This window comes from Streptomyces sp. NPDC001157 (assembly GCF_053598255.1).
In genome coordinates this window covers 64,752-85,850 of the sequence record NZ_JBSFJW010000007.1, presented here as the reverse complement: position 1 = coordinate 85,850, position 21,099 = coordinate 64,752, and the positions used below count along the sequence as shown (strand labels likewise).

Sequence of the window (21,099 nt, the reverse complement as noted above, 5' to 3'; positions counted from 1 at the left end):
TCTCACCGCCGACATGCGACTTTCACCGCCGTACGACGAATCTCACCGCCGCACGGCGGTAGCCCCCCACCCCAGCATCAGCCACAGCCCTGCCACCGCGCACACCCCACCCCAGCCCCAGTGGCCGAAGGCGAGGCCGGCCAGGGCCGAGGCGGCGGCGCCGCCGGCGAAGCCTGCGACGACGTAGGCGCTGTTGGCGGTGGCCGGGGTCGAGGTCGTGGTCAGGGCGAGGGTCTGGTTGGCGACGTGGGAGGCGACGAGGGCCGCGTGGACGGCGATCGCGGCGGCGAAGAGGGCGACGATCATGTGCCCGCCCAGCCAGAACAGTGGGACGGACACGGCGGCGAGCAGATACGCGGACCGTACGACCTTGGCGGCGCCGAAGCGGTCGACCAGCCCGCCGGCCAGGGGCGCCACCGCGCTCGCGGTGAGCCCGAAGAGGCCGAACAGACCGGCGGTCGCGGTGGACAGGCCGTAGGACTCGCCGGTCAGCAGCAGGGCGAGCGAGGTCCACAGGGCGCTCCAGGCGCCGTACATCCCCGCCTGGCGCAGGCACGCGCGCCACAGGTCGGGCGAGTGGCGCACGACGGACGGCATGGCGGCGAGGCCAGAGAAGAGCGAACCTTGGCGGCGGGGCGTCTCCGCGGGGAGGGCGAGCGCGGTCACGAGACCCAGCACGGCGGTCAGCGCCGCCGCGCCGAGGAAGGCCGTCCGCCAGCCGAAGGCCTGACCGACCAGCCCGCCGAGCACCCGAGCGGCCACGATGCCGGCGAACAGGCCGGAGATGACGGCGGCGACATGGCGGGCGCGGCGGTCCGCGGGGGCGCGGGCGGCGACCAGGGGGACGAGCAGCTGAGGGACGACCGTTGCCGCGGAGGCGACCAGCACCGCGGCCGCGAGTGCGGTGGTCCCGGCGGCCGTGGCGCCGACGACCAGGGCCGCGGCGGTGACCAGGGACAGGACGGCGACCAGTCGGCGCCGGTTCACGCTGTCGCCGAGCGGGGCGAAGAAGAGCAGCCCGGCCGCGTAGCCGAACTGTGCGACCGAGGCGATCCAGGCGACCGCCGAGGGGGTCGAGCCGAAGTCGTGGGCGATGAGGGGGAGCAGGGGCGCCGCGAGATAGATGTTGGCGGCCGTGACGGCGGTGCACAGGGCGATGAGGGGCAGGAGCAGGCGGGATGCGACTGCCGGCTCCGTGACGGCGGTCCGGACCGGTTGCGCTGCGGTGGTGGACGGCATGAGCGGACGGACTCCTTCGAGTGTTCCTTCGAGTTGCTTCGAGTTGCTTCGAGTTCCTCGGGTTCCTTCGAGCCAGCTCTAACAACTAACTGGTTGGTTGGAAGGACAACACCGTGCACCACCCGCCGATTCCCTGTCAACCAAATAGTTGGTTACCGACCTCGGAGCGGTACCCTGCCCCCATGGCAGTCAGAGACCCCGAGGCCACCAGGGCCCGGATCTTCGAGGCGGCGGTCGCCGAGTTCGCCGCCCACGGCATCGCGGGCGCCCGCATCGACCGCATCGCCGCCGCGGCCAAGGCCAACAAGCAGCTGATCTACGCCTACTTCGGCAACAAGGCGGAGCTGTTCACCAAGGTCCTGGAGAAGGTCATGCTCGACCTGGCGGCGGCCGTCCCCGTCGACCCGGACGACATCGAGGGCTGGATCGACCGCCTGATGGACTACCACGAGACCCACCCCGAGGTACTGCGCCTGCTCTTCTGGGAGGGCATGGAGTACGGCACCACCGACCTGCCGGACGAGGCCGAGCGTCAGGAGCACTACCGCCTGAAGGTGGCGGCGCTGCAGGACGGCCAGGCCCGCGGCGTCATCACCGACGCCATCCCGCCCCGCGACCTGCTCCTTCTGCTGACCGCGCTGGCCAACTGGGCCGTCGTCGTCCCCCAGATGCGCCGCATCCTCGCGGGCACCGACGACACCGACCGCGACCGCCTGCGCACCTCGATCAAGGAGGCGGCACGCAGGCTCGTCGCGAAGTAGCCCCTGGGGAGGGCTGGAAGTAGCCCTTGGGGAGGGCTAGTTGGTCCCGATCCGCGACAGCAGATCGACGATCCGGCTCTGCACCTCGCCGCTCGTGGAACGCTCGGCGAGGAACAGGACGGTCTCGCCGGAGGCCAGCCGCGGCAGGTCGGCCTGGTCGACGGCAGCGGTGTAGACGACCAGCGGGGTGCGGTTGAGCTGGCCGTTCGCCCGCAGCCAGTCGATGATCCCGGCCTGGCGCCGGTGCACCTGCATCAGGTCCATCACCACCAGGTTCGGCCTGAGCTGCCCCGCCAGCGTCACCGCGTCCGCGTCACTCGCGGCCCGCGCCACCTGCATCCCGCGCCGCTCCAGCGTCGCGGTCAGCGCCAGCGCGATCTCCGCATGCTCCTCGATCAGCAGCACCCGCGGCGGATGCTGCTCGCTGTCCCGCGGCGCGAGCGCCTTCAGGAGTACGGCGGGGTCGGCGCCGTACGCCGCCTCGCGCGTCGCCTGTCCGAGCCCCGCGGTCACCATGATCGGCACCTCGGACGCCACCGCAGCCTGCCGCAGCGACTGCAGCGCGGTCCGGGTGATCGGCCCGGTCAGCGGGTCCACGAACAGGGCAGCGGGGAAGGCCGCGATCTGCGCGTCGACCTCCTCGCGCGACTGCACGATCACCGGCCGGTAGCCGCGGTCGCTCAGCGCCTGCTGGGTCGTCACGTCCGGAGCCGGCCAGACCAGCAGCCGCCGCGGGTTGTCGAGCGGCTCCGGCGGCAACTCGTCGTCCAGCGGCACCGGGCGCGGGGTGTCCGCGATCTCCACGGCCCCACCGGGACCGTCCAGCGGCTCCGGCCCCTCGGCGGCGTTCTCGTCCGGCGCCCCTATGGCGTACGACCGCCCGGTGCCCTCGGTCATCTGCGCCAGCCGCGACTGCCCGGCCATCGACGGCTGAGGCTGCGCCGCTACGGGCGTCTGTTCGGCCGCCGGGTGCGGACGGGCCGCCTGCTCCGGTGCCGCGGCGGCGGGCTCGGTCCGCGTCCCCAGCTTGCGACGCCGGCCGGAACCGCTCGGGTTGTGCGGCGCGGGTGTCGAAGACGGCTGCTGCACCTGCGCGGCCTGCCGGGTGAAGGGCACCCCCTGGCCCAAGGTCCGCACGCTGATCGCCTGGCTCTGCGCGGAGTTCGGGTCGACGGGGGCTGCCGGTGCGGCGGGCGCGGCGGCTGCTTCGGCGGGGAGGGGCTGGGCGGGACGTGCCGGTGCCTGGCCCTGCGCCGCGGGGGCCTCCGGGGGGAGCGGGGTGCCGGGGGCCGGGGTGGACTGACCGGCGGGCGCCTCCGCGGGCGCAGCGGGAAGCGGCTGAGCGGCGGCGTCAGGTACGGCCTGGCCGGTGCCGTTCTGCGCGGCGGCGGCCTGTGCGGCAACGGGCGCGGCCTGCTGCACCGGCACCCCCTGCTCTGCCGTCTGTCCGCCGGCCTCCTGCGCCACGGCACGGCGACGGCGGCCCGTCGGCGCGCTCGTGGGGTGCGGCTGCGGCGGAGTGTGGTCGCCGGACTGGTCGTGCGGAACGGCATCGTGACGACCGTCGTCGACCAGCCCGTCACCGGAAGCATCCTGGCCACCGGGCCCGGGAACCTGCGGCGAAACAGGAACCTGTGGCGAAACAGGAACCTGCGGCGGAACAGGAACCTGTGGCGGGACAGAAACCTGCGGCTGAACAGGAACTTGCGGCGGAACAGAAATCGGAACCGGCGACTGCCCCGGAACCTGAGGCTGCCCCTGCACCGGTACGGATGCTTGCCCAGGCACCGGCGCCTGCGCCGGCACACCCGCGGCGGGAACCCGGTCCGCCTCCGCCGGGGGCAGCGCGAACACCGAACGCGGGGCCGCTTCCTGCGCGGCGGCGCGGTCGTTCGCGGCGGCCAGGGCGCGGCGACGGCGCCCGGTCGGCTCGGCGTTCTCGGCGTTCTGTACGTTCTGTGCGATTGCGGCCTGCTCGGCCTGGACCGGCTGTTCGGACGGTGTCCGGCCCGCGGGCAGGGCCGCGGGCAAGGCGCGCTGCTCGCCGCCATCGCGCCGCGCACGCCGACCGCCGGGCGCGGGCACGCCCTGCGGAGGAACGGTCCCACCCAGCCCCGTACCGACGGCCGCGGTCCCGGCGCCGTGCTCGCCGGCCATGACGACGGCACCCTCGGCGACCCCGTCACCGGCCCCCTCCGCCGACCGCCCGCGCCGCCGGCCGGTACCACCGGAGACCTCCAGCGCACCCGCGGCCGAGGCCGCGGCGGCCGCCGACTCCTCGACCGCGCGCCTGCGACGCCGCCCGGTGGGCACTCCGCCCTCCGCGTCACCGGCATCGGCCAGGTCACCGGACTCCCCCGGAGCCTCGCCGTCCAGGAAGGCGTCGACGGACGACCGCCGACCACGCCGCCGCCCGCCACCGGAGGTCTGGTCGGACGGGACACCCTCGTCGGACTCGGCACCCGAAGCCTCGACCGGGCCGTCGGCCGCGACGGCCCCGGCCCCGCCCCCGATGGGCACCTCCAGCACATACGCGCTGCCGCTCATCCCGGGCACTTCATGCGTCTGCAGCACACCGCCATGGGCCCGCACGATCCCGCGCACGATCGGCTCGTGCACCGGGTCTCCCCCGGCATACGGCCCGCGCACCTCGATCCGTACGACCTCACCGCGCTGCGCGGCGGCCACGACGACCGTGTTGTCCATGTAACCGCCCGCCGACACGGGCGCGTTGCCGGTCGCGTCGACACCGGCGACATCCGCGATCAGATGGGCGAGCGCGCTCGCCAGGCGTTGCGGGTCGACCTCGGCCTCGATGGGCGGCGCGTGGACGGCGAACTGCACCCGCCCGGGGCCGATCAGCTCCACGGCCCCGTCGACACCGGCGGCGACCACGGCGTCGAGCATGACCTTCGTACGAGTGATCTGCTCGGTCCCGGCATCGAGCAGCTGGTAGCCGAGGACGTTGTCGATGAGAGTCGTGATCCGCGAGTACCCGGCCGACAGGTGATGCAGCACCTGATTGGCCTCGGGCCACAGCTGCCCGGCGTCGTCGGCGGCGAGGGCGGCGAGCTCCCGCCGCAGCTCGTCCAGCGGTCCGCGAAGCGACCGCCCCAGCAGTGTCAGCAGCTGCTCGTGCCGCCCGGCAAGGGCCTCGTACCGGTCCTTCTCCCGCTCACCGAGCGCGGCATACCGTTCCTCGCCCGCCGCAAGCTCCTCGTCGTGCTGCTCCTGCAGCTCCTCGAGCTCGGTGACGTGCTTCTGGCGCAGGGCGGTGAGCTCGGAGGCCTGCTCCTCCTCGAGCCGCTCGATCTCCTCCGCATGCCGCTTCTCGGCGGCGGCCTTCTCCTCGGCGAGCGCATCGTACGGCCGCCGGTCGGCGAAGGTCATCACGGCACCGACGAGCTGGTCCCCGTCCCGCACCGGCGCGGTGGTCAGATCGACGGAGACCTTCTCCCCGCCCTTGGAGAACAGCACCTGCCCACGCACCCGGTGCTTCCGTCCGGAACGCAGGGTGTCGGCGAGCGCGGACTCCTCGTACGGGAACGGGGAACCGTCGGCTCGCGAGTGCAGCACGAGCCCGTGCAGCTCCTTGCCGCCGAGATCACTCGCCCGATAACCCAGTATCTGAGCGGCGGCCGGATTGACGAGGACGATCCGACCCTCGGTGTCGGTCCCGACCACACCCTCGGACGCGGCCCGCAGGATCATCTCGGTCTGCCGCTGGGAACGCGCCAGCTCGGCCTCGGTGTCCACGGTCCCGGTCAGGTCGCGCACGACGAGCATCAGCAGCTCGTCGCCGCTGTAGCCGTAACCGTCGTAGGCCTGCTGTCCGTTCTCGAGGTTGGCGCTGGTGACCTCGACGGGGAACTCGACCCCGTCGGTCCGTCGAGCGATCATCCGCGTCGGCTTGGTCCGCCCGGCGGGATCCATGTGATCGGGCCGCCGCATGGACCCCGGGATGAGCTTGGAGTCGAACTGCGGCAGCAGATCGAGCAGCCCCCGCCCCACGAGAGCCGTCCCCGGCGCTTCAAAGGCCTCAAGCGCGATGGTGTTCGCGTTGACGACGGTCCCATTGGCGTTGACCAGCACCAACGCATCGGGAAGCGCGTCGAGTATGGCTGCGAGGCGAGCAGCGCCTCGGGATGGCCTGCTGCTCACGAGACGCTTCCTCCCTGTTACCGCACCTTGCCGACCGCTCGGGCCATCTTGCCAACCGGCCCGCGACGTGTCACGCGAGGGAGTCTAAGGGCAGTGGTTGCGCTCGCGACGCCGGATGAGAGGGAGGTCGCACGACGAGTTGAAGTAGAACGTGTGCCCGCATCCTCTGGCCTGCGCAGGCTTTCGCGAGACCTTCGCCGGACTCTCACCGAGCCTTGGGTTTCCCCCGGGAGACCCCTGTGCGAGTCCCTACGGTTGCCCTTGGGGCCGCAGATCGGGCAGCAACGGCACAAGCCGGTCCCAGCGGCCGATCTGACATCCGTCGCTGCGGTCGTACGACGCGTCGACGGGCCGCCCGGCCCACCTCCCGGTGACATGTGCGGTGGCGGGCCCGCCGTACTGCATGGTGCAGACGCTGTCCTCGGGCACGGGCGCGAAGGTGTCCCTGCCCCACCGGGCGACCCGATCGAGCATCTCGCACGCACCGCTGACATCGGGATGGTCGCCGCTTCCGGGATGGCATTGGAGCTCGAACGTCCCGTCCGCACCGTCGCCCGCATGCCGGACGGTGACCGTGAGGTGGTCGCCGGCCCGGTCCTCCTCCTGCACGGGCGGCGGCGCGAGGGCGGGGCGGCCGACATCGGCGTGGGCGACGGCGGGCACGACGGAGGCGGCGGCGGTCGCGGCGACGACGAGAATCCGAGCGAACATGACCTGACTAACGCCCCACCCCCCAGGTCGGCACGGTCAAGAGGCTCGGCACGGCCCGAAAGGACTTTGCCCTGCGGCCTGCCTGCCTAGTACCGTGGGAGCCGATTGGTGACAGCACGCTCGACTGTGTCATCATCTGCACGCACCACTCGCGCTCGCGCGGGCGGCTGTGCGGGAGGCGTCGCCTAGTCCGGTCTATGGCGCCGCACTGCTAATGCGGTTTGGGCCTTAAAGCCCATCGAGGGTTCAAATCCCTCCGCCTCCGCGCAAGATCACCGAAGCCCCGGTCCACGCGACCGGGGCTTCGTCGTTCCCGGTCGTTCCCGCAAGCGCCCGTAGAGGCGTTTCCGCAGGTCACAAGGGGTACGGCAAACGGATTTCACATGGCGGCGGCAGTCATGTAATGTTCTTCCTGTCGCCGCGAGCGGGCCGAAAGGACCAGGACCGGCGGGAAAACAAAACAAGCACTCGTAGCTTAACGGATAGAGCATCTGACTACGGATCAGAAGGTTGCAGGTTCGAATCCTGCCGAGTGCACACAGGTCGAGGGCCCCGGAGAGATCCGGGGCCCTTGGTGTTTTCCGTGGCGTAAGTCGGCGAAGTGCGGGAACGGTTGATCAGGCGGAGGGGGGCGCCTCCTTCCGGTGCCGCTCGGTGTCGTGGCCGCCGTGTCCGTTGTCGGGGTGGAGCGTGACCTCGCCGTCGGTCCAGACCGCGATCATGTCGCTGCCGTCGAAGAAGAAGGTCCCTCCGGTTCTGTGGTCGGCGAAGTGCTCGGGCTCGGTTGTGCCGGACGGCGGTGGCCGGCGGTCCGGTGCCGAGTATGTCCGCGCACAGACCTGGGGCGAGGGCCGGAACCCAGCTCTGTCCGGTCTGTCCGGAACGCAACGACGTGTCATTCCGTCTTGAAGTCAGCCGAACGGCGAGCGATGCCCAACCCTCTTTAATCGCACGCCCGTTCGACATGGAATGCGGTCAGCATACTGACCCCGCGGCGCTGTCCGGCACGACGTCAAAAGACAGGACTGACAAAGGCGATGGACAGATTCCGTGCTGCCGCACGGGTGGCGCTCCCGCTCCCGCTCCTGCTGCCCCTCCTGGCGGCCGGACCGGCTGCGCATGATGGACCCGCTGTTGACCACCACCGTCACCATCGCCTGCGAGGCCGAGCCCGGCACCTATCCGGTCCTGCGGCGTGGCGCTGGAGACGTGGGCCCGGACGAGCACCCGTTCCGCTGGGCGCGGGTGCGCGTCGAGCCGGCCGACGAGGCCGCGCGCCGGGTCTGCCGCGACAAGGTGAAGGAACCGCTCCGGCCCGCCCCGGAGGAGCGCTGGGCTCCGGGCGCCACGTGGCCCCAGTCGGAGTGGGACGTGCGGACCTTGCGGGCCGGCCACCGCATCACGATCACCGACAACGACGACGAGGGAGCGGACGGGGACATCAGCCTCACCTCGCGTGCCTTCACCGACCACCCCGTCCTGCGCGGCGCCAAGGCGGTCCTGTCCGCCACCACCACCCTCAAGTGCGACGCAACTCCCGGCCTCTACGTCGTCTACCGGCACGACGCCCACCTGTCCGGCCCCGACAGGCCGTGGGCCCGGCTGCGCGTCACCGGTCACGCCCGAGGCAAGGCCTGCTCCACGGAGCAGACGGCCGCGCATTCCGCCGCCGCATCGCGCCTCGGCGTGGTGGCTTGGACCGTGGGCGGCATGATCCTCGCCGGCGTGGCGGGGGCACTGCTCCTGAGAGCCAGGTCCCGCCGCGGGAACTCCGCCTGACAGCCGCGCGCGATCGGCGGATGACTGCCGGTCTGCGGACTTCTGCCAAGGGCGGTAGGGGACTTGACACACAGATGAGAGGCCCCGGAGAGATGCGGGGCCTCCTGTATCTGGGGAGTGCGGCGGTCGTGGGTGGAGACAGCGCTCGGCGCCCGGAGCTGTGCTCCGGGCGCCGAGACCCAAGTCGGTCAGCTACGTGACGCGATCAGCGGCCACCTAATCGCAGGTACTGGAGCCGACGTGGTTGTTCTGGCCGCCCGCGTTGCCCTCGCCATTGAGCGCATTGCCCAGAAGGCCGTTGAGCAGTCCCACCTGGCCGAGGATGTCGACATTCAGGTCGTGGGACCTGCACCCGCCGCCTTCATGCATGAGGTTCGCGGGCTGGGCGGTGGCGGTGCCGGTGGCTATGAGGGTGAAGCTGCCGAGGATGGCGGCCGCGACAGCGGCCTTCTGAAGCTTGCGCATTACTCCTCCTTGGGTCGGATGAGCGCACCTCTAAGATCCACTAAGCGCTCATTTGGGAGGCTAATCCGATATGTCTCGCCGCGCTCTTCGGGGCTGGCATACGGGGTCAAAGACGCGCAACCGGGCGAACCGGGTATCGTCGCTCCGGCCTGTGACAGGTCCGAATCCTGTTGGTTTCACGCGTATTTGAGGCCCCGAAGGATTTCGGGGGCCTCGTGGTCGTGGTGATCTGACACCGACACAGATGGACGAGTTCAAGCGGCGGGCCGCGAGGGGGTGGAGGGCCTCGGTGGTGCTCGGGTGGGCGATCTCGTCCAGCACGTGCCGCCACTCGTGGCCGGCGAGGGCCGGGTGGGCCAGATCCCAGGCGGTGGGCAGCGGGGCGAGCTCGCTCTCGTGAGGGTGCTCCGGGTTCAACGGTGCCGCGCCTGGTCGCCGCACCCGTGGGGTGGGCGGCCCGCCCTCGCCGAAGCTGCTCGGCGTGGAGCGGGATACCGGCCCGCAGCAGGTCCGGCTCAGTCCGTTCGGCAGTGCTCTTCCAGGTAACCGGCCGCCAGGGCGCTCGCGCGGGTGAACCAGTCGGTCAGGACGGCGATTTCGTCGGGGGAGTAGTCGGCGAAGAGCTCGTTCAGGCGGGCGTAGTACGGCTCGTAGACCTCGCGGACACGGGCCTCCGCGTCCGGCAGGGCGGCCACGCGGACCCGGCGACGGTCCGTCGGATCGGGGCGGCGGGTGACGTAACCGGCGCGTTCCAGACGGTTGAGGATCCCGGTGACCGCGCCCGTGGTGACGTGGGCGCGGGCTGCCAGGTCACCGGCCGTGAGCAGGTTCTCGCCGGCCTCGATGACGTAGGCGAAGCAGGTCAGGTCCGTGACGTTCAGGCCGATCCGCTGGGCCATCTCCTGCTGGCCGATCAGGCTGGTCGCGATGAGGTGGTCCATCGCCGACAGCGCCTGGGCCGGGGTGGCGGTCGGGCGCGGCTTGGCTTGCATCCGGATTCCTGATTCCCTTAGATCGTGAGAGGTTTATGAGGTAAATTTCTTAGGAGGTGAGGGATCTGGCGGCCGTACTGTCCGGTCGCCGTCCGGATCCCGTTCGTCCTCGGGGAGGCGGGTACATGAGCGCACACCAGTATGACGAGGGGCACACGGTCGCGGGCTGGACCGGTTTCGCGGTCGCGAGTGCGGGGGCTGTGGTGCTGGGGCTCGGGGTGTGTACGGCATCGGTGATAGCGCTGGCCGGAGGGCTCGGCATCGTGGTCGTGAGCGTCCTGGTGACCTGGGCGCTGCACCTTGCGGGGTGGGGCAAGCCGCCGGGGCGGCGGCCCAGGGAGCAGTGGGGATGGCGGGTACGGGATCTGGCGGCGCGGGAGGGGCATCCCGGGTGCGTCGGCTGCCGGCTGGCCGGGCGCGGGCGGGGAGCAGGTCGTACGGCGGAGTCGTACGGCGCGGTGGTCGCGGCCGGCGGCGGAGAGCCGGAGCCTGCTGCAGTCGCTGAGTCAGGGCGCTGAACCGGCTGCACCAGGACGTCGACCTGCTCAAACACCCTCGGCGCGGCCCATTGTCAGTGCCGCCCCCTACTCTCGAAGGCGATGGCACAGGCATGGAAGTGCTCGGGGCTGCGATGGGCGGCAGGCGGTCCCGTGCTGGCATGGGACGGCGGGCGGTGCTCGGCGCTGACCTGGGGGAAAAGGGTGGCCTTCAGGGTCGCGGACGGGGGTGTGCGGACGTGTGTGGGAGCGCGGGGACATGCTTGTCCGGTGCGGGTGGTCGTGCCGGGGCGGAGTACGGGGGCGCGGTGCGAGGAGTGTGCGCGGCTGGACCGGGCGCACTCGGTGGCCGCCGACACGATCGCGGACGACCCGCGGCCGTACCACGTGTATCTGGCGTGGTTCGGGCCCGGCATGGTCAAGGTCGGGATCACGGCCGAGGAGCGGGGCTCCGCTCGGCTGCTTGAGCAGGGTGCGGTGTGCTTCAGCTGGCTGGGGGTGGGGCCGCTGATGGCGGCGCGGCGCACCGAGGAGTTGCTGCGGGCCGCGCTCCAGGTGCCGGACCGGATTCCGTACGCCGAGAAGCGGGCGGTGCGGTCCGGGTTGCCGGTGGCGGAGGCGGAGCGGGCGGCAGAGGTCGAGGAGTTGCACGGGCGGGCGCTCGCACTCGACGGCTGGCCGGAGTCACTGGCCCGTGAGCCCTGCCAACCGGTCGATCACGCCGAGGTGTTCGGGCTCGCCGACCTGCCGTCCGCCGTCGGCGAGGTGACCGAGCTTGTCGCGGGCGGGGCGGTGAGCGGGCGGTTGGTTGCGGCGGCCGGGCCGGATCTGCATCTGGTGGCCGCGCGTGGCGTCGTTGTGCTGGATACGCGGTTGATGCGGGGGTGGGAGTTGCTCCCTGTCGAGGGACCTGTAGGCGAGGGCGAACTCACCCTTCCGATAAAGGAGTTGAAGCGTGGACCCAGCGCGCAGGACGGCTTGTTCTGAGTTGTCGGTCGCACCTGGACGGGCCGGCGTGCGGCGCCTCGACCAGGTGTGCCAGTTGTACGCGCATGACCTCACGGCCGCGGGTCGTCCCAATCGGCGTTGCCGATAGCCGGAGCCCGGGCATGGTCCGGCGTTTGCAAGAAGCCCGGCACGAAGGCGCCTTGCCAGGTAAGGACTGCGCCATGCCAGGTACGCGCGCCTGTCGCGATGTCCTCCGGGGCCACGTACTCCACGAGAGAGCGCAACTCGGGGTACTACTCCACCACCCCTCGGCCTTGCGGCGCTCGCGGTCGGTCTCGGCCAGGCTCAGCAGATCGCACAGAGTCCGAATGTCGTGATCACGGAAGGGCACCCAACCGCGCTCACCACCCAGCTTGCGGAGCGAGGACTGTGGATACGCGGTTGCCGCGCGCGAACTGACCTGCGGTCACATCGGACTGCCTCCCCCCCCGCTCAGCGACACCAGTTGGCGGAAGTGCACCCTGCTGCCTGACCCAGGGCCGCAGGGCGGAGCCACCTCCCCCACCCATTTGGAAGCCGCCCGGGGCACCTGACTGCGCACAAGGAGTCCCGCCAAGCCGGACCGGCCGCGGAGTCGTTGAATCAGGCTATTTCGAAGGCCGCTGGCGACGAGCGGCAACCAACGTTTAAACAACCAAAATTAGCAGTGAATTGGCAAACCCGACTGACCTCTGGGCTACTCCGGCTGTATCAGGCTGACTCCTGGATCTGGGCCTGGATCTGGGCCTATGGCGAGGCCGACATCGACCGCGGTTTATTCGTAGAGTGAGTGTTGCGCGTTAGGAAGGCAGAGGAGGAAATGACAGGCGCAAAGCCCTCCTCCTCTGCCTGCCCCTATCTCACGCGGGGATAGGTGTCATGCACACTGGTTGCCGACGCCGTCACAGTCGCCATCATCACCGCCGTGGTAGGCGATCGTGCTGGACTGGACCGTTGCGGTCTTTGTGGCGGTGTGAAGGACTGACGGCGCGGCCATCGCGGATCCGGCCGTGGCTGCGAGAGCGAAGCCAAGGGCGGCGCCGAACGCGATTATTCGTGACATGGATATCTCCAAGCGTGTTTGGTGTGTTGCTTCTTGTCCCTCACTCTGCAGACTCCTGCGGCAGGTTTCATCTCGGGCGCGGCCAATCGTGTGACTCGCCGCGGAATCGTCCCGCCATGTCTCTGACGAGCGGGAATACCTGCGTTCCTGTTCCCGGTTCACTGGCACCTCTTCCGTGCCTGAGGCGGCCGCTGACCGGTGGCGTCGAATGGCCCATCACATACCGGAAGGAGGAAGCGGAACAGATCGCGCTGATAAGGGAGTTCGGCGTGGGTCGCTTCACCGCCATGCTCTACCCGCACAAGCCGGGGCATGGCGCAGTGGCTCAACAGCTGGGCCGCGGACTTCGCCGGCCGCACTCCGGACTGTCTGCACACATCAACTCCCTTCCCAGAGTCGGATGTTGCGGGTTGCGTCCAGCAGGCCATCGAGGCGGGGGCACGTGTCTTCAAGGTGCATGTGCAGGTGGGGACGTAACCCGGCGGGCGAACTCCTCGACCCTGCATGGGGGTTGTTGGCCGAGGCCGGGGTCCCCGTGGTGATGCACTGCGGCGGGCGCTGCCACGGCTGGGAGCGGCTGGAGCTGGGGGACGAGTGGCTGCGGGCCGTCTGCCATGACAACGGGGCGCGGCTGTTCGGGCTGTGAGAGCCCATGGGCGGGTGCCGCAGGTCAGGAGCTTCCCAGGGGTTCCCTGAGAGGTACCTGTGCGTTTCTCAGGGAAATCACAGGTTGCCGAAAGGGTGCTCTCAGAGGATCCCGACAGTGTGTCCACCATGACCACGACCTCGCCCCAGGGGCGCACCGAACTGCTGAGGCCGGACGGGAGCCCCGTCCGAGTGCTTGTGGTGGACGACGAGATGTCGATCACTGAGCTGCTGTCCATGGCCCTTCGCTATGAGGGATGGCAGATCCGGAGTGCGGGGGATGGCACGGGTGCCATCCAGACCGCGCGGGAGTTCCGGCCCGACGCCGTCGTCCTCGACATGATGCTGCCGGACATGGACGGGCTGGCCGTCCTGGGGCGGCTGCGCCGTGAGCTGCCGGACGTCCCCGTTCTTTTCCTCACCGCCAAGGACGCGGTGGAGGACCGGATCGCCGGTCTCACCGCCGGTGGCGACGACTACGTCACCAAGCCGTTCAGCCTGGAAGAGGTCGTCGCACGGCTGCGGGGGCTGATCCGGCGTTCCGGTGCCGCCGACCGGCGCTCGGACTCCGTGCTCGTGGTCGGTGACCTCACCCTCGACGAGGACAGTCACGAGGTCAGCCGCGCCGGCGAGGGCATCCACCTCACGGCCACCGAGTTCGAGCTGCTGCGCTTCCTGATGCGCAACCCGCGGCGCGTGCTCAGCAAGGCGCAGATACTCGACCGGGTGTGGTCGTACGACTTCGGTGGGCAGGCCAATGTGGTCGAGCTCTACATCTCGTATCTGCGGCGGAAGATCGACGCCGGCCGTGAGCCGATGATCCACACCCGGCGGGGAGCCGGTTATCTGATCAAGCCCGCCGTGTCATGAGCGGGCGGCGACGACCGCGTACGCAGATGCGACGAGCGGGACAGCCGCGCACCCTGCGAGCGCGGCTCGTCGTCGCGTCGGTCGTGTTGATCGCCACCGTGTGTGCGGTGATCGGTACGGTGACGACACTGGCGCTCCGGTCTCATCTCTACGGCCAGTTGGACGGGCAGCTGCATGAGGCCACGTCGCGTGCGTCGGGCGTCTTCCAGCCTCCCGGCCTGGGCAAGGGCGCGCCCGGCCAGGGCAATCAGCACAGTCGGATTCGCAAGACGATCGATCTCAGCGACTTCGTCAAGCACGGCCCCGGCCAGCCCCCCGGCACGATCGCGGCCACGGTCGTCAACGGCTCCGTCACCGACGGCAAGGTCGGCAAGAAGTCGGCCTCCGACTTCGAGATGAGTGCCCATGACCTCACCGACGCGCAGATGACCGCGCTCGGTCAGGTCTCCCAGGATGGCCGCCCGCACACCGTGGACCTTCCGGGACTGGGCACGTACCGGGTTGAGTACATGGGTGGCTACTACGTCGGCTTCCCCACCAAGGAAACCGACAACACCATCAACACCCTCATCCTCGTAGAGGTAAGCGTCACCGCCGCCGGCCTCGGCGCAGCCGTGGTCGCCGGCTATGTCCTCGTAGGCGTCGCCACCCGCCCCCTCCGCCGGGTTGCCGCCACCGCCACCCGGGTCTCCGAACTCCCCCTCCACACCGGCGAGGTGAACCTCTCCGAGCGCGTCCCGGAGTCCGAGACCGATCCGCACACCGAGGTCGGGCAGGTCGGGGCCGCGCTCAACCGGATGCTGGACCATGTCCATGGCGCGCTGCACTCGCGGCAGCAGAGTGAGATGCGGGTACGGCAGTTCGTGGCGGACGCCAGTCATGAGCTGCGGACACCTCTGGCCTCCATCCGGGGGTACGCCGAGCTGACCAGACGCGGCAGAGAGCAGATCGGGCCCGACACCCGGCACGCCCTCGGCCGTATCGAGTCCGAGGCGGGCCGGATGACGCTGCTTGTCGAAGACCTCCTCCTTCTCGCCCGCCTGGACGCCGGACGCCCGCTGCAGTTCGAGCAGACCGACCTCATTCCGCTGGTCGTCGACACGGTCAGCGACTCCCGCGCGGCCGGCACGGACCACAACTGGCGGCTCGATCTTCCGGACGAGCCCGCGCTCGTGTCCGCGGACGCGGCACGCATCCAGCAGGTGCTGGTCAACCTGCTGGGCAACGCCCGCAAGCACACCGCTCCCGGCACGACCATCACCGCACGCGTACAGCGGCGCGGGCCCTGGATGTGCGTGGATGTCGAGGACAGCGGGCAGGGGATCCCGCCGGATCTGCTGCCGCACGTCTTCGAGCGGTTCGCCCGTGGCGACTCGTCCCGTTCCCGTGCCTCCGGTTCGACGGGCCTCGGGCTTGCCATCGTGCAGGCCGTGGCGACCGCGCACGGCGGTGCCGTGACCGTGGACAGTGTTCCGGGGCGCACGGTGTTCACCGTGCATCTGCCCGCGCTTGCCCCGGTGGTGCCGCGCCCGGCGCCCGAAACGAATCGGCAATCGCACTCACAGGCAGACCACAGTGCCACCACATGGGTGCAACAGGGCACTTGACCAGAGTCGTCCGCATGCGAACCGACTCTTCTCCCGGCACCCTGCCGGCGCGGGAGCATCTCCCGGCCGGCGACGCCGGTACGCCTGTCCTGGACGTAGTGATCCCCGTCCACAACGAGGAGAAGGACCTCCAGCCGTGTGTGCTGAGACTGCACGACCACCTCAAGCGCACGTTCCCGTACGCGTTCCGGATCACGATCGCGGACAACGCGTCGACCGACACCACCCCGCTGGCGGCGGCGCGGCTGGAGACGGAGATCCCCGAGGTCTCCAACTTCCGACTGGAGCAGAAGGGCCGCGGTCGCGCCCTGCGGACGGTGTGGTCCGCCTCCGAGGCGCCGATCCTCGCCTACATGGACGTGGACCTGTCCACCGACCTCAACGCGCTGCTCCCCCTGGTGGCGCCGCTGATCTCCGGCCACTCGGACCTGGCGATCGGCTCCCGGCTGGCCCGCTCCTCCCGCGTCGTGCGCGGTCCCAAGCGGGAGTTCATCAGCCGGGCGTACAACCTGATCCTCCGTGGCTCGCTGCAGGCGCGCTTCTCCGACGCACAGTGCGGCTTCAAGGCGATCCGGCGTGATGTCGCGCAGGTGCTGCTGCCGCTGGTCGAGGACACCGGCTGGTTCTTCGACACCGAGATGCTGGTCATCGCCGAGCGCGCGGGGCTCCGTATCCACGAAGTGCCCGTCGACTGGGTCGACGATCCCGACTCCACCGTCCACATAGTGAAGACGGCGACCGAGGACCTCAAGGGGGTGTGGCGCGTGGGCAAGGCCCTGGCCACCGGGTCGCTGCCGCTGGACCGGATCACCCGGCCGTTCGGCGACGACCCGCGCGACCGCGACATCCAGGACGTACCGAAGGGGCTGGCCCGCCAACTCTTCGGGTTCTGTGTCGTCGGCGGACTGTCGACCCTCTTCTACCTCCTTCTCTACAGCCTCTTCCGGCAGTTCGGCGGCTCGCAGGTCGCCAACGCGCTCGCCCTGCTGGTCTCGGCCGTCGCCAATACGGCGGCCAACCGGCGCCTCACCTTCGGGGTGCGCGGCAGCGGCGGCGCCGTCCGGCACCAGGCGCAGGGCCTGGTCGTCTTCGGCATCGGGCTCGCCCTGACCAGCGGTTCGCTCGCCGCCCTGAACGCGGCGACGTCCGACCCCGGGCACTCCACCGAACTGGCGGTCCTCATCGCCGCCAACCTTGCGGCGACCGTGCTGCGCTTCCTGCTCTTCCGCGTATGGGTCTTCCCCGACAAGAGCGACAGCGGGCAGCAGCCGTACGGGCAGCAGCCGTACGAGCAGCAGGCGTACCAGCCGCAGCCCCCGCTGCCGCAGCGCCCCGTTGCGCACCCGGACGTGCCGTACCAGAACCACCACACGACCCGGTTCCGCGCCGGTGAAGTCGCGGACCAGCGCTGGGAGGACGCCACCATGCATCTGCAGCCGGTGCGCCCGACCGACACCGATCCGAGGGACTGACGATGACCACCCACCACGACCAGACGTCCCAGCCGGGTCCCTCCGTGTGGGGGCCGCCGTCGACGGCGACCACGGACGTACAGGAGCCCGTCGTCCGGCCGGCCGCACCGGCTCGCGGGTCCGGTGCACCCGAGCAGCCCTTCGTCCGCAGATTCTGGCGCGGCCGTCCCGAGGACCCCCGCTGGGTGCGCCCGGCCTTCCTCGGTCTGCTGCTCGCCACCGGCCTGCTCTACCTCTACAACCTGAGCGCCTCCGGCTACGCCAACTCCTTCTACTCGGCGGCCGTCCAGGCCGGCAGCAAGAGCTGGAAGGCGTTCTTCTTCGGCTCGCTGGACGCGGGCAACGCCATCACCGTCGACAAGCCCCCGGCCTCGCTGTGGCCGATGGAGCTGTCGGTGCGGATCTTCGGCCTCAACTCGTGGGCGATCCTCGTCCCCGAGGTCCTCATGGGCCTCGCGACGGTCGCCGTCGTCTACGCGTCCGTGCGCCGCCGCTTCAGCCCCGCGGCCGGACTGATCGCGGGCGCGGTGCTCGCCCTCACTCCCGTCGCGGCGCTGATGTTCCGGTTCAACAACCCGGATGCCATGCTGGCGCTGCTGATGTCGGTCGCCTGCTGGTTCGTGGTCCGCGCCATCGAGGACGGCCGTACGAAGTGGCTGGTGTGGGCCGGTGTCGCGATCGGCTTCGCGTTCCTCGGCAAGACCCTGCAGGCCTTCCTGATCCTGCCGGCGCTCGCGATCGTCTACGCGGTCTGCGCGCCGGTGTCCCTGAAGAAGCGCCTCGGCCAACTGGCCGCCGCCACGGTCGCGTTGATCGTGTCCGGCGGCTGGTGGGTCGCGATCGTCGAGCTGTGGCCCCCCTCCTCCCGTCCGTACATCGGCGGCTCGCAGGACAACAGCTTCCTTTCGTTGACCTTCGGCTACAACGGCTTCGGCCGGCTGAGCGGCAACGAGACCGGCAGCGTCGGCGGTGGTGGCGGTGGCGGCGGCACCGGCATGTGGGGCGAGACCGGCTGGGACCGGATGTTCGGCTCCGAGGTCGGCAGCCAGATCTCCTGGCTGCTGCCGGCCGCGCTGATCCTCCTCGTCGCGGGTCTGGTGGCCACGCGCAAGTACCGGCGGACGTCCGTGACCCGCGGTTCGTTCCTGGTCTGGGGCGGGTCGCTGCTCCTGACCATGGTCGTCTTCAGCTACATGGCGGGCATCTTCCACCAGTACTACACGGTGGCCCTCGCCCCCTACCTCGCCGCCGTGGTGGGCATGGGCTGCGCGCTCCTGTGGGAGAGGCGGCGCGAGACCTGGGCGTCCCTCACCCTCGCGGCCGCGGTCGTGGCGAGCGCCGCCTGGGGCTACGTACTCCTCAACCGCACCTCGGACTATCTGCCCTGGCTGAAGTTCCTGGTCCTGGTCGGCGGCCTGGTCGCAGCGCTCGGCCTGATCTTCGCCGGCCGGATCAGCCGGCAGCTGGCCCTGGGGGCGGCGGCCGTGGGCATCCTGGCCTCGCTGGCCGGCCCGACCGCGTACACCCTGTCCACCGTGAACAGTGCGCACACCGGTTCCATCGTCACGGCCGGGCCGGCCGGCGCGAGCGTGATGGGCGGCGGCCGGGGCGGCCCCGGTGGCGGTATGCGAGGCGGCTTCGGCGGCGGCGGCATGCCGGGCCGGCAGAACCAGCAGAACGGCAACGGCAACCCCCAGGGCCAGAACGGCCGGCAGGGCAACGGCTTCCCGGGCGGCGGCATGCCGGGTCAGCAGAACGGCAACGGCAGCACCCGGAACCAGCAGGGCGGTATGCCCGGCGGCCGGATGGGCGGGGGTGGTGGTGTCGGCGGCCTGTTGAACGGCGCGAGCGTGAGCTCCCAGGCCAAGAGGCTGCTGGAGACCGACTCGTCCAAGTACACCTGGGTCGCGGCGGCGATCGGTGCGCAGAACGCGGCGACCTACCAGCTCTCCACCGGCGACCCGGTGATGGCCATCGGCGGCTTCAACGGCACCGACCCGTCCCCGACCCTCGCCCAGTTCAAGCAGTACGTGGCGGACGGCAGGATCCACTACTTCATCTCGTCCGGCACGGGCGGCGGCGGCATGGGCGGCAGCAGCAGCGGTACGTCCTCGCAGATCACGTCGTGGGTCGCGAAGAACTTCAAGAAGGTGACGGTCGGTTCGTCGACCTTCTACGACCTGACACAGAAGGCGAGCAGCTGACGGCGAAGGCGGTTGCCTGAAACTCGTTATACACCGTATGGCACTCAGCTATACGGTGTATGGCATGTCTACGTCCCCCCAGAGCCGGCCCCAGGGCCATCCCCGACGCTGGCTGATCCTCGGTGTCATCTGTCTCGCCCAACTCACCGTGCTGCTCGACAACACCGTCCTGAACGTGGCGATCCCCTCCCTCACCAGGGAGTTGGGCGCGGCCACGTCCGACATCCAGTGGATGATCAACGCGTACTCACTCGTGCAGTCCGGGCTGCTGCTCACCGCGGGCAGCGCGGCGGACCGCTACGGCCGCAAGAAGATGCTGATCGCGGGCCTGGCCCTGTTCGGGGTCGGTTCGCTGACCGCCGGACTGGCGGGCAGCACGGGCCAGTTGATCGCCGCGCGGGCCGGCATGGGCGTCGGCGGCGCATTGCTGTTGACCACCACCCTCGCCGTCGCGATGCAGATCTTCGCGCCCGAGGAGCAGCCGAAGGCCATCGGTATCTGGGCCGCGGTCAACGCGCTCGGGTTCGCGGCGGGGCCGCTGATCGGCGGTTTCATGCTGGACCACTTCTGGTGGGGTGCGATCTTCCTGGTCAACCTGCCGGTGGTGGCGCTGGCGCTGGTGGCCGTCGTGGCCCTGGTCCCCGAGTCGAAGGCTGCATCTTCCCGGGGGACGACCCCCGGACCCCCGGGCCGCGGGGACCGCCCCGATCTCCTCGGCGCTCTGCTCTCCACGGTCGGCATGGCCTCCCTCGTGTACGCGATCATCTCCGGGCCGGAGCACGGGTGGACGTCGGGCCGGATGGTCGGCACGGCCGCGGTCGCCGTCCTGGTTCTGGGCGCCTTCGCGTACTGGGAGACCCGGATCCCGTACCCCATGCTCGACCCGCACTTCTTCCGGGACCGCCGGTTCACGGGGGCGGTCGCCGGTGCGGTGCTGATCACCTTCGGCATGGGCGGGGCGCTGTTCCTGCTCACTCAGCATCTGCAACTCGTGCTCGGTTACGGGCCCTTGGAGGCCGGTCTGCGGACGGCACCGCTCGCGCTGACGGTCGTCGCGCTGAACTTCTCGGGGCTGTCGGCGAAGTGGTCGAGCAGGCTCGGTACGCCGGTGTCCATCGCGCTGGGGATGGTGCTGATGTCGGCCGGGCTCGTCTCGATAGCGCTGCTGGACTCCGGCGGCTATGCCGGGACGCTGGTGGGGCTGTTGCTGATCGGCGGTGGCTGCGCGGTCGCCAATCCGGCGATGGCGCACGCCATCATGAGCGCGATTCCTCCGGAGAAGGCGGGGGTGGGGGCCGGGATCAACGGGACGTTGGCGGAGTTCGGGAACGGGTTGGGGGTTGCCGTGCTCGGTGCGGTGCTCAGCTCTCGGGTGCCGTCGGCCGGGTTGGCCGCGGGGCTGGAGACGGGGCAGTTGGTGGGGGCGGTGGCGGTACTGCTGGGTGGGTTCGTGGCGGCGGCGTTGCTGCGTCGCGCTGAGCGGGCAGACTCGGGGGTGGTGGTCGCCCAGGAGCTCGGGTAGTGCGCAAGTGGGCGACTGCAGGCGGTATGGGGCTTGTCGCGCACACGCGGCGGATGCCGCATACCGGCACAGCCCCGCGCCCCTTGAGGGGGCTGCTGTCTGGCATCGTGATCAGTGAAACGTA

14 protein-coding genes, 2 tRNA genes and 1 pseudogene are annotated in these 21,099 nt (G+C 70.5%); 12 read left to right on the top strand and 5 right to left on the bottom strand.

Features of this window, described 5'->3' with window-relative positions; translation table 11 throughout:
- Window positions 1-42: 42 nt before the first annotated feature.
- On the bottom strand, window positions 43-1,239 hold the full coding sequence (locus tag ACWDAG_RS15175; RefSeq protein ID WP_450696053.1) for an MFS transporter: 1,197 nt from the start codon (window positions 1,237-1,239) through the stop codon (window positions 43-45).
- A gap of 182 nt (window positions 1,240-1,421) precedes the next feature.
- Between ACWDAG_RS15175 and ACWDAG_RS15170 the strand changes: the two genes are divergently transcribed.
- Window positions 1,422-2,000: a TetR family transcriptional regulator gene (locus ACWDAG_RS15170; protein ID WP_450696052.1), complete on the top strand. Its 579-nt coding sequence runs from the start codon at window positions 1,422-1,424 to the stop codon at window positions 1,998-2,000.
- A gap of 36 nt (window positions 2,001-2,036) precedes the next feature.
- Here the strand turns inward: ACWDAG_RS15170 and ACWDAG_RS15165 are convergent, their stop codons facing one another.
- Both ACWDAG_RS15165 and ACWDAG_RS15160 read right to left on the bottom strand, forming a co-directional pair.
- Window positions 2,037-6,161 (bottom strand): PAS domain-containing protein, encoded by a 4,125-nt coding sequence (locus tag ACWDAG_RS15165; protein ID WP_450696051.1) that lies wholly within the window; start codon window positions 6,159-6,161, stop codon window positions 2,037-2,039.
- A 249-nt stretch (window positions 6,162-6,410) separates the two neighbouring features.
- Complete coding sequence (locus ACWDAG_RS15160; protein WP_450696050.1) at window positions 6,411-6,872, bottom strand: SSI family serine proteinase inhibitor; 462 nt, start codon at window positions 6,870-6,872, stop codon at window positions 6,411-6,413.
- A gap of 174 nt (window positions 6,873-7,046) precedes the next feature.
- Between ACWDAG_RS15160 and ACWDAG_RS15155 the strand changes: the two genes are divergently transcribed.
- From ACWDAG_RS15155 to ACWDAG_RS15145, 3 genes are all read left to right on the top strand, one after another.
- Window positions 7,047-7,137: transfer RNA gene (locus ACWDAG_RS15155), tRNA-Ser, on the top strand.
- Window positions 7,138-7,336: 199 nt separating this feature from the next.
- A tRNA-Arg gene (locus ACWDAG_RS15150) sits at window positions 7,337-7,409 on the top strand.
- Window positions 7,410-7,922: 513 nt separating this feature from the next.
- A complete protein-coding gene (locus ACWDAG_RS15145; protein WP_450696049.1) occupies window positions 7,923-8,651 on the top strand; it encodes a hypothetical protein in 729 nt (242 codons plus the stop codon).
- 216 nt (window positions 8,652-8,867) lie between these two features.
- Here ACWDAG_RS15145 and ACWDAG_RS15140 read toward each other — a convergent pair whose 3' ends face one another.
- Together ACWDAG_RS15140 and ACWDAG_RS15135 are read right to left on the bottom strand one after the other, a co-directional pair.
- Complete coding sequence (locus tag ACWDAG_RS15140; RefSeq protein WP_030938646.1) at window positions 8,868-9,116, bottom strand: hypothetical protein; 249 nt, start codon at window positions 9,114-9,116, stop codon at window positions 8,868-8,870.
- Between the two features lie 515 nt (window positions 9,117-9,631).
- Complete coding sequence (locus tag ACWDAG_RS15135) at window positions 9,632-10,108, bottom strand: MarR family winged helix-turn-helix transcriptional regulator (protein WP_450696048.1); 477 nt, start codon at window positions 10,106-10,108, stop codon at window positions 9,632-9,634.
- Window positions 10,109-10,233: 125 nt separating this feature from the next.
- On the opposite strand from ACWDAG_RS15135, the gene ACWDAG_RS15130 reads away from it, so the two are divergent.
- The 8 genes and pseudogenes from ACWDAG_RS15130 (at window position 10,234) to ACWDAG_RS15095 (ending at window position 20,975) form a co-directional block, all read left to right on the top strand.
- Complete coding sequence (locus tag ACWDAG_RS15130) at window positions 10,234-10,626, top strand: HGxxPAAW family protein (protein WP_450696047.1); 393 nt, start codon at window positions 10,234-10,236, stop codon at window positions 10,624-10,626.
- A gap of 81 nt (window positions 10,627-10,707) precedes the next feature.
- Entirely contained in the window at window positions 10,708-11,592 is an 885-nt protein-coding gene (locus ACWDAG_RS15125) for a DUF2797 domain-containing protein (RefSeq protein WP_450696046.1), read from the top strand.
- A 1,251-nt stretch (window positions 11,593-12,843) separates the two neighbouring features.
- Window positions 12,844-13,301: pseudogene (locus tag ACWDAG_RS15120) on the top strand (amidohydrolase family protein); the annotation flags it as partial.
- Between the two features lie 128 nt (window positions 13,302-13,429).
- Entirely contained in the window at window positions 13,430-14,170 is a 741-nt protein-coding gene (locus ACWDAG_RS15115; RefSeq protein ID WP_450696045.1) for a response regulator transcription factor, read from the top strand.
- The gene (locus ACWDAG_RS15110; RefSeq protein ID WP_450696044.1) at window positions 14,167-15,777 is read left to right on the top strand and encodes a HAMP domain-containing sensor histidine kinase; all 1,611 of its coding nucleotides are present in this window, start codon (window positions 14,167-14,169) and stop codon (window positions 15,775-15,777) included. The genes ACWDAG_RS15115 and ACWDAG_RS15110 overlap by 4 nt, the downstream gene beginning before the upstream one ends.
- A 14-nt stretch (window positions 15,778-15,791) precedes the next feature.
- Window positions 15,792-17,249 carry a glycosyltransferase gene (locus tag ACWDAG_RS15105; RefSeq protein ID WP_450696043.1) on the top strand — a complete coding sequence of 486 codons (1,458 nt, stop codon included), beginning with the start codon at window positions 15,792-15,794 and terminating at the stop codon, window positions 17,247-17,249.
- Window positions 17,250-17,251: 2 nt separating this feature from the next.
- Window positions 17,252-19,453, top strand: a complete 2,202-nt coding sequence (locus tag ACWDAG_RS15100; RefSeq protein WP_450696042.1) for a glycosyltransferase family 39 protein — start codon at window positions 17,252-17,254, stop codon at window positions 19,451-19,453.
- A gap of 64 nt (window positions 19,454-19,517) precedes the next feature.
- Window positions 19,518-20,975: an MFS transporter gene (locus ACWDAG_RS15095; RefSeq protein ID WP_450696041.1), complete on the top strand. Its 1,458-nt coding sequence runs from the start codon at window positions 19,518-19,520 to the stop codon at window positions 20,973-20,975.
- Window positions 20,976-21,099: the final 124 nt, after the last annotated feature.

Excerpts from the sequence above, each read along its gene's own strand:
- ACWDAG_RS15175 (WP_450696053.1), bottom strand. The coding sequence starts at position 1,239 with ATGCCGTCCACCACCGCAGCGCAACCGGTCCGGACCGCCGTCACGGAG.
- ACWDAG_RS15170 (WP_450696052.1), top strand. The coding sequence starts at position 1,422 with ATGGCAGTCAGAGACCCCGAGGCCACCAGGGCCCGGATCTTCGAGGCG.
- ACWDAG_RS15160 (WP_450696050.1), bottom strand. The coding sequence starts at position 6,872 with ATGTTCGCTCGGATTCTCGTCGTCGCCGCGACCGCCGCCGCCTCCGTC.
- ACWDAG_RS15140 (WP_030938646.1), bottom strand. The coding sequence starts at position 9,116 with ATGCGCAAGCTTCAGAAGGCCGCTGTCGCGGCCGCCATCCTCGGCAGC.
- ACWDAG_RS15135 (WP_450696048.1), bottom strand. The coding sequence starts at position 10,108 with ATGCAAGCCAAGCCGCGCCCGACCGCCACCCCGGCCCAGGCGCTGTCG.
- ACWDAG_RS15130 (WP_450696047.1), top strand. The coding sequence starts at position 10,234 with ATGAGCGCACACCAGTATGACGAGGGGCACACGGTCGCGGGCTGGACC.
- ACWDAG_RS15125 (WP_450696046.1), top strand. The coding sequence starts at position 10,708 with ATGGCACAGGCATGGAAGTGCTCGGGGCTGCGATGGGCGGCAGGCGGT.
- ACWDAG_RS15115 (WP_450696045.1), top strand. The coding sequence starts at position 13,430 with ATGACCACGACCTCGCCCCAGGGGCGCACCGAACTGCTGAGGCCGGAC.
- ACWDAG_RS15110 (WP_450696044.1), top strand. The coding sequence starts at position 14,167 with ATGAGCGGGCGGCGACGACCGCGTACGCAGATGCGACGAGCGGGACAG.
- ACWDAG_RS15105 (WP_450696043.1), top strand. The coding sequence starts at position 15,792 with ATGCGAACCGACTCTTCTCCCGGCACCCTGCCGGCGCGGGAGCATCTC.
- ACWDAG_RS15100 (WP_450696042.1), top strand. The coding sequence starts at position 17,252 with ATGACCACCCACCACGACCAGACGTCCCAGCCGGGTCCCTCCGTGTGG.
- ACWDAG_RS15095 (WP_450696041.1), top strand. The coding sequence starts at position 19,518 with ATGTCTACGTCCCCCCAGAGCCGGCCCCAGGGCCATCCCCGACGCTGG.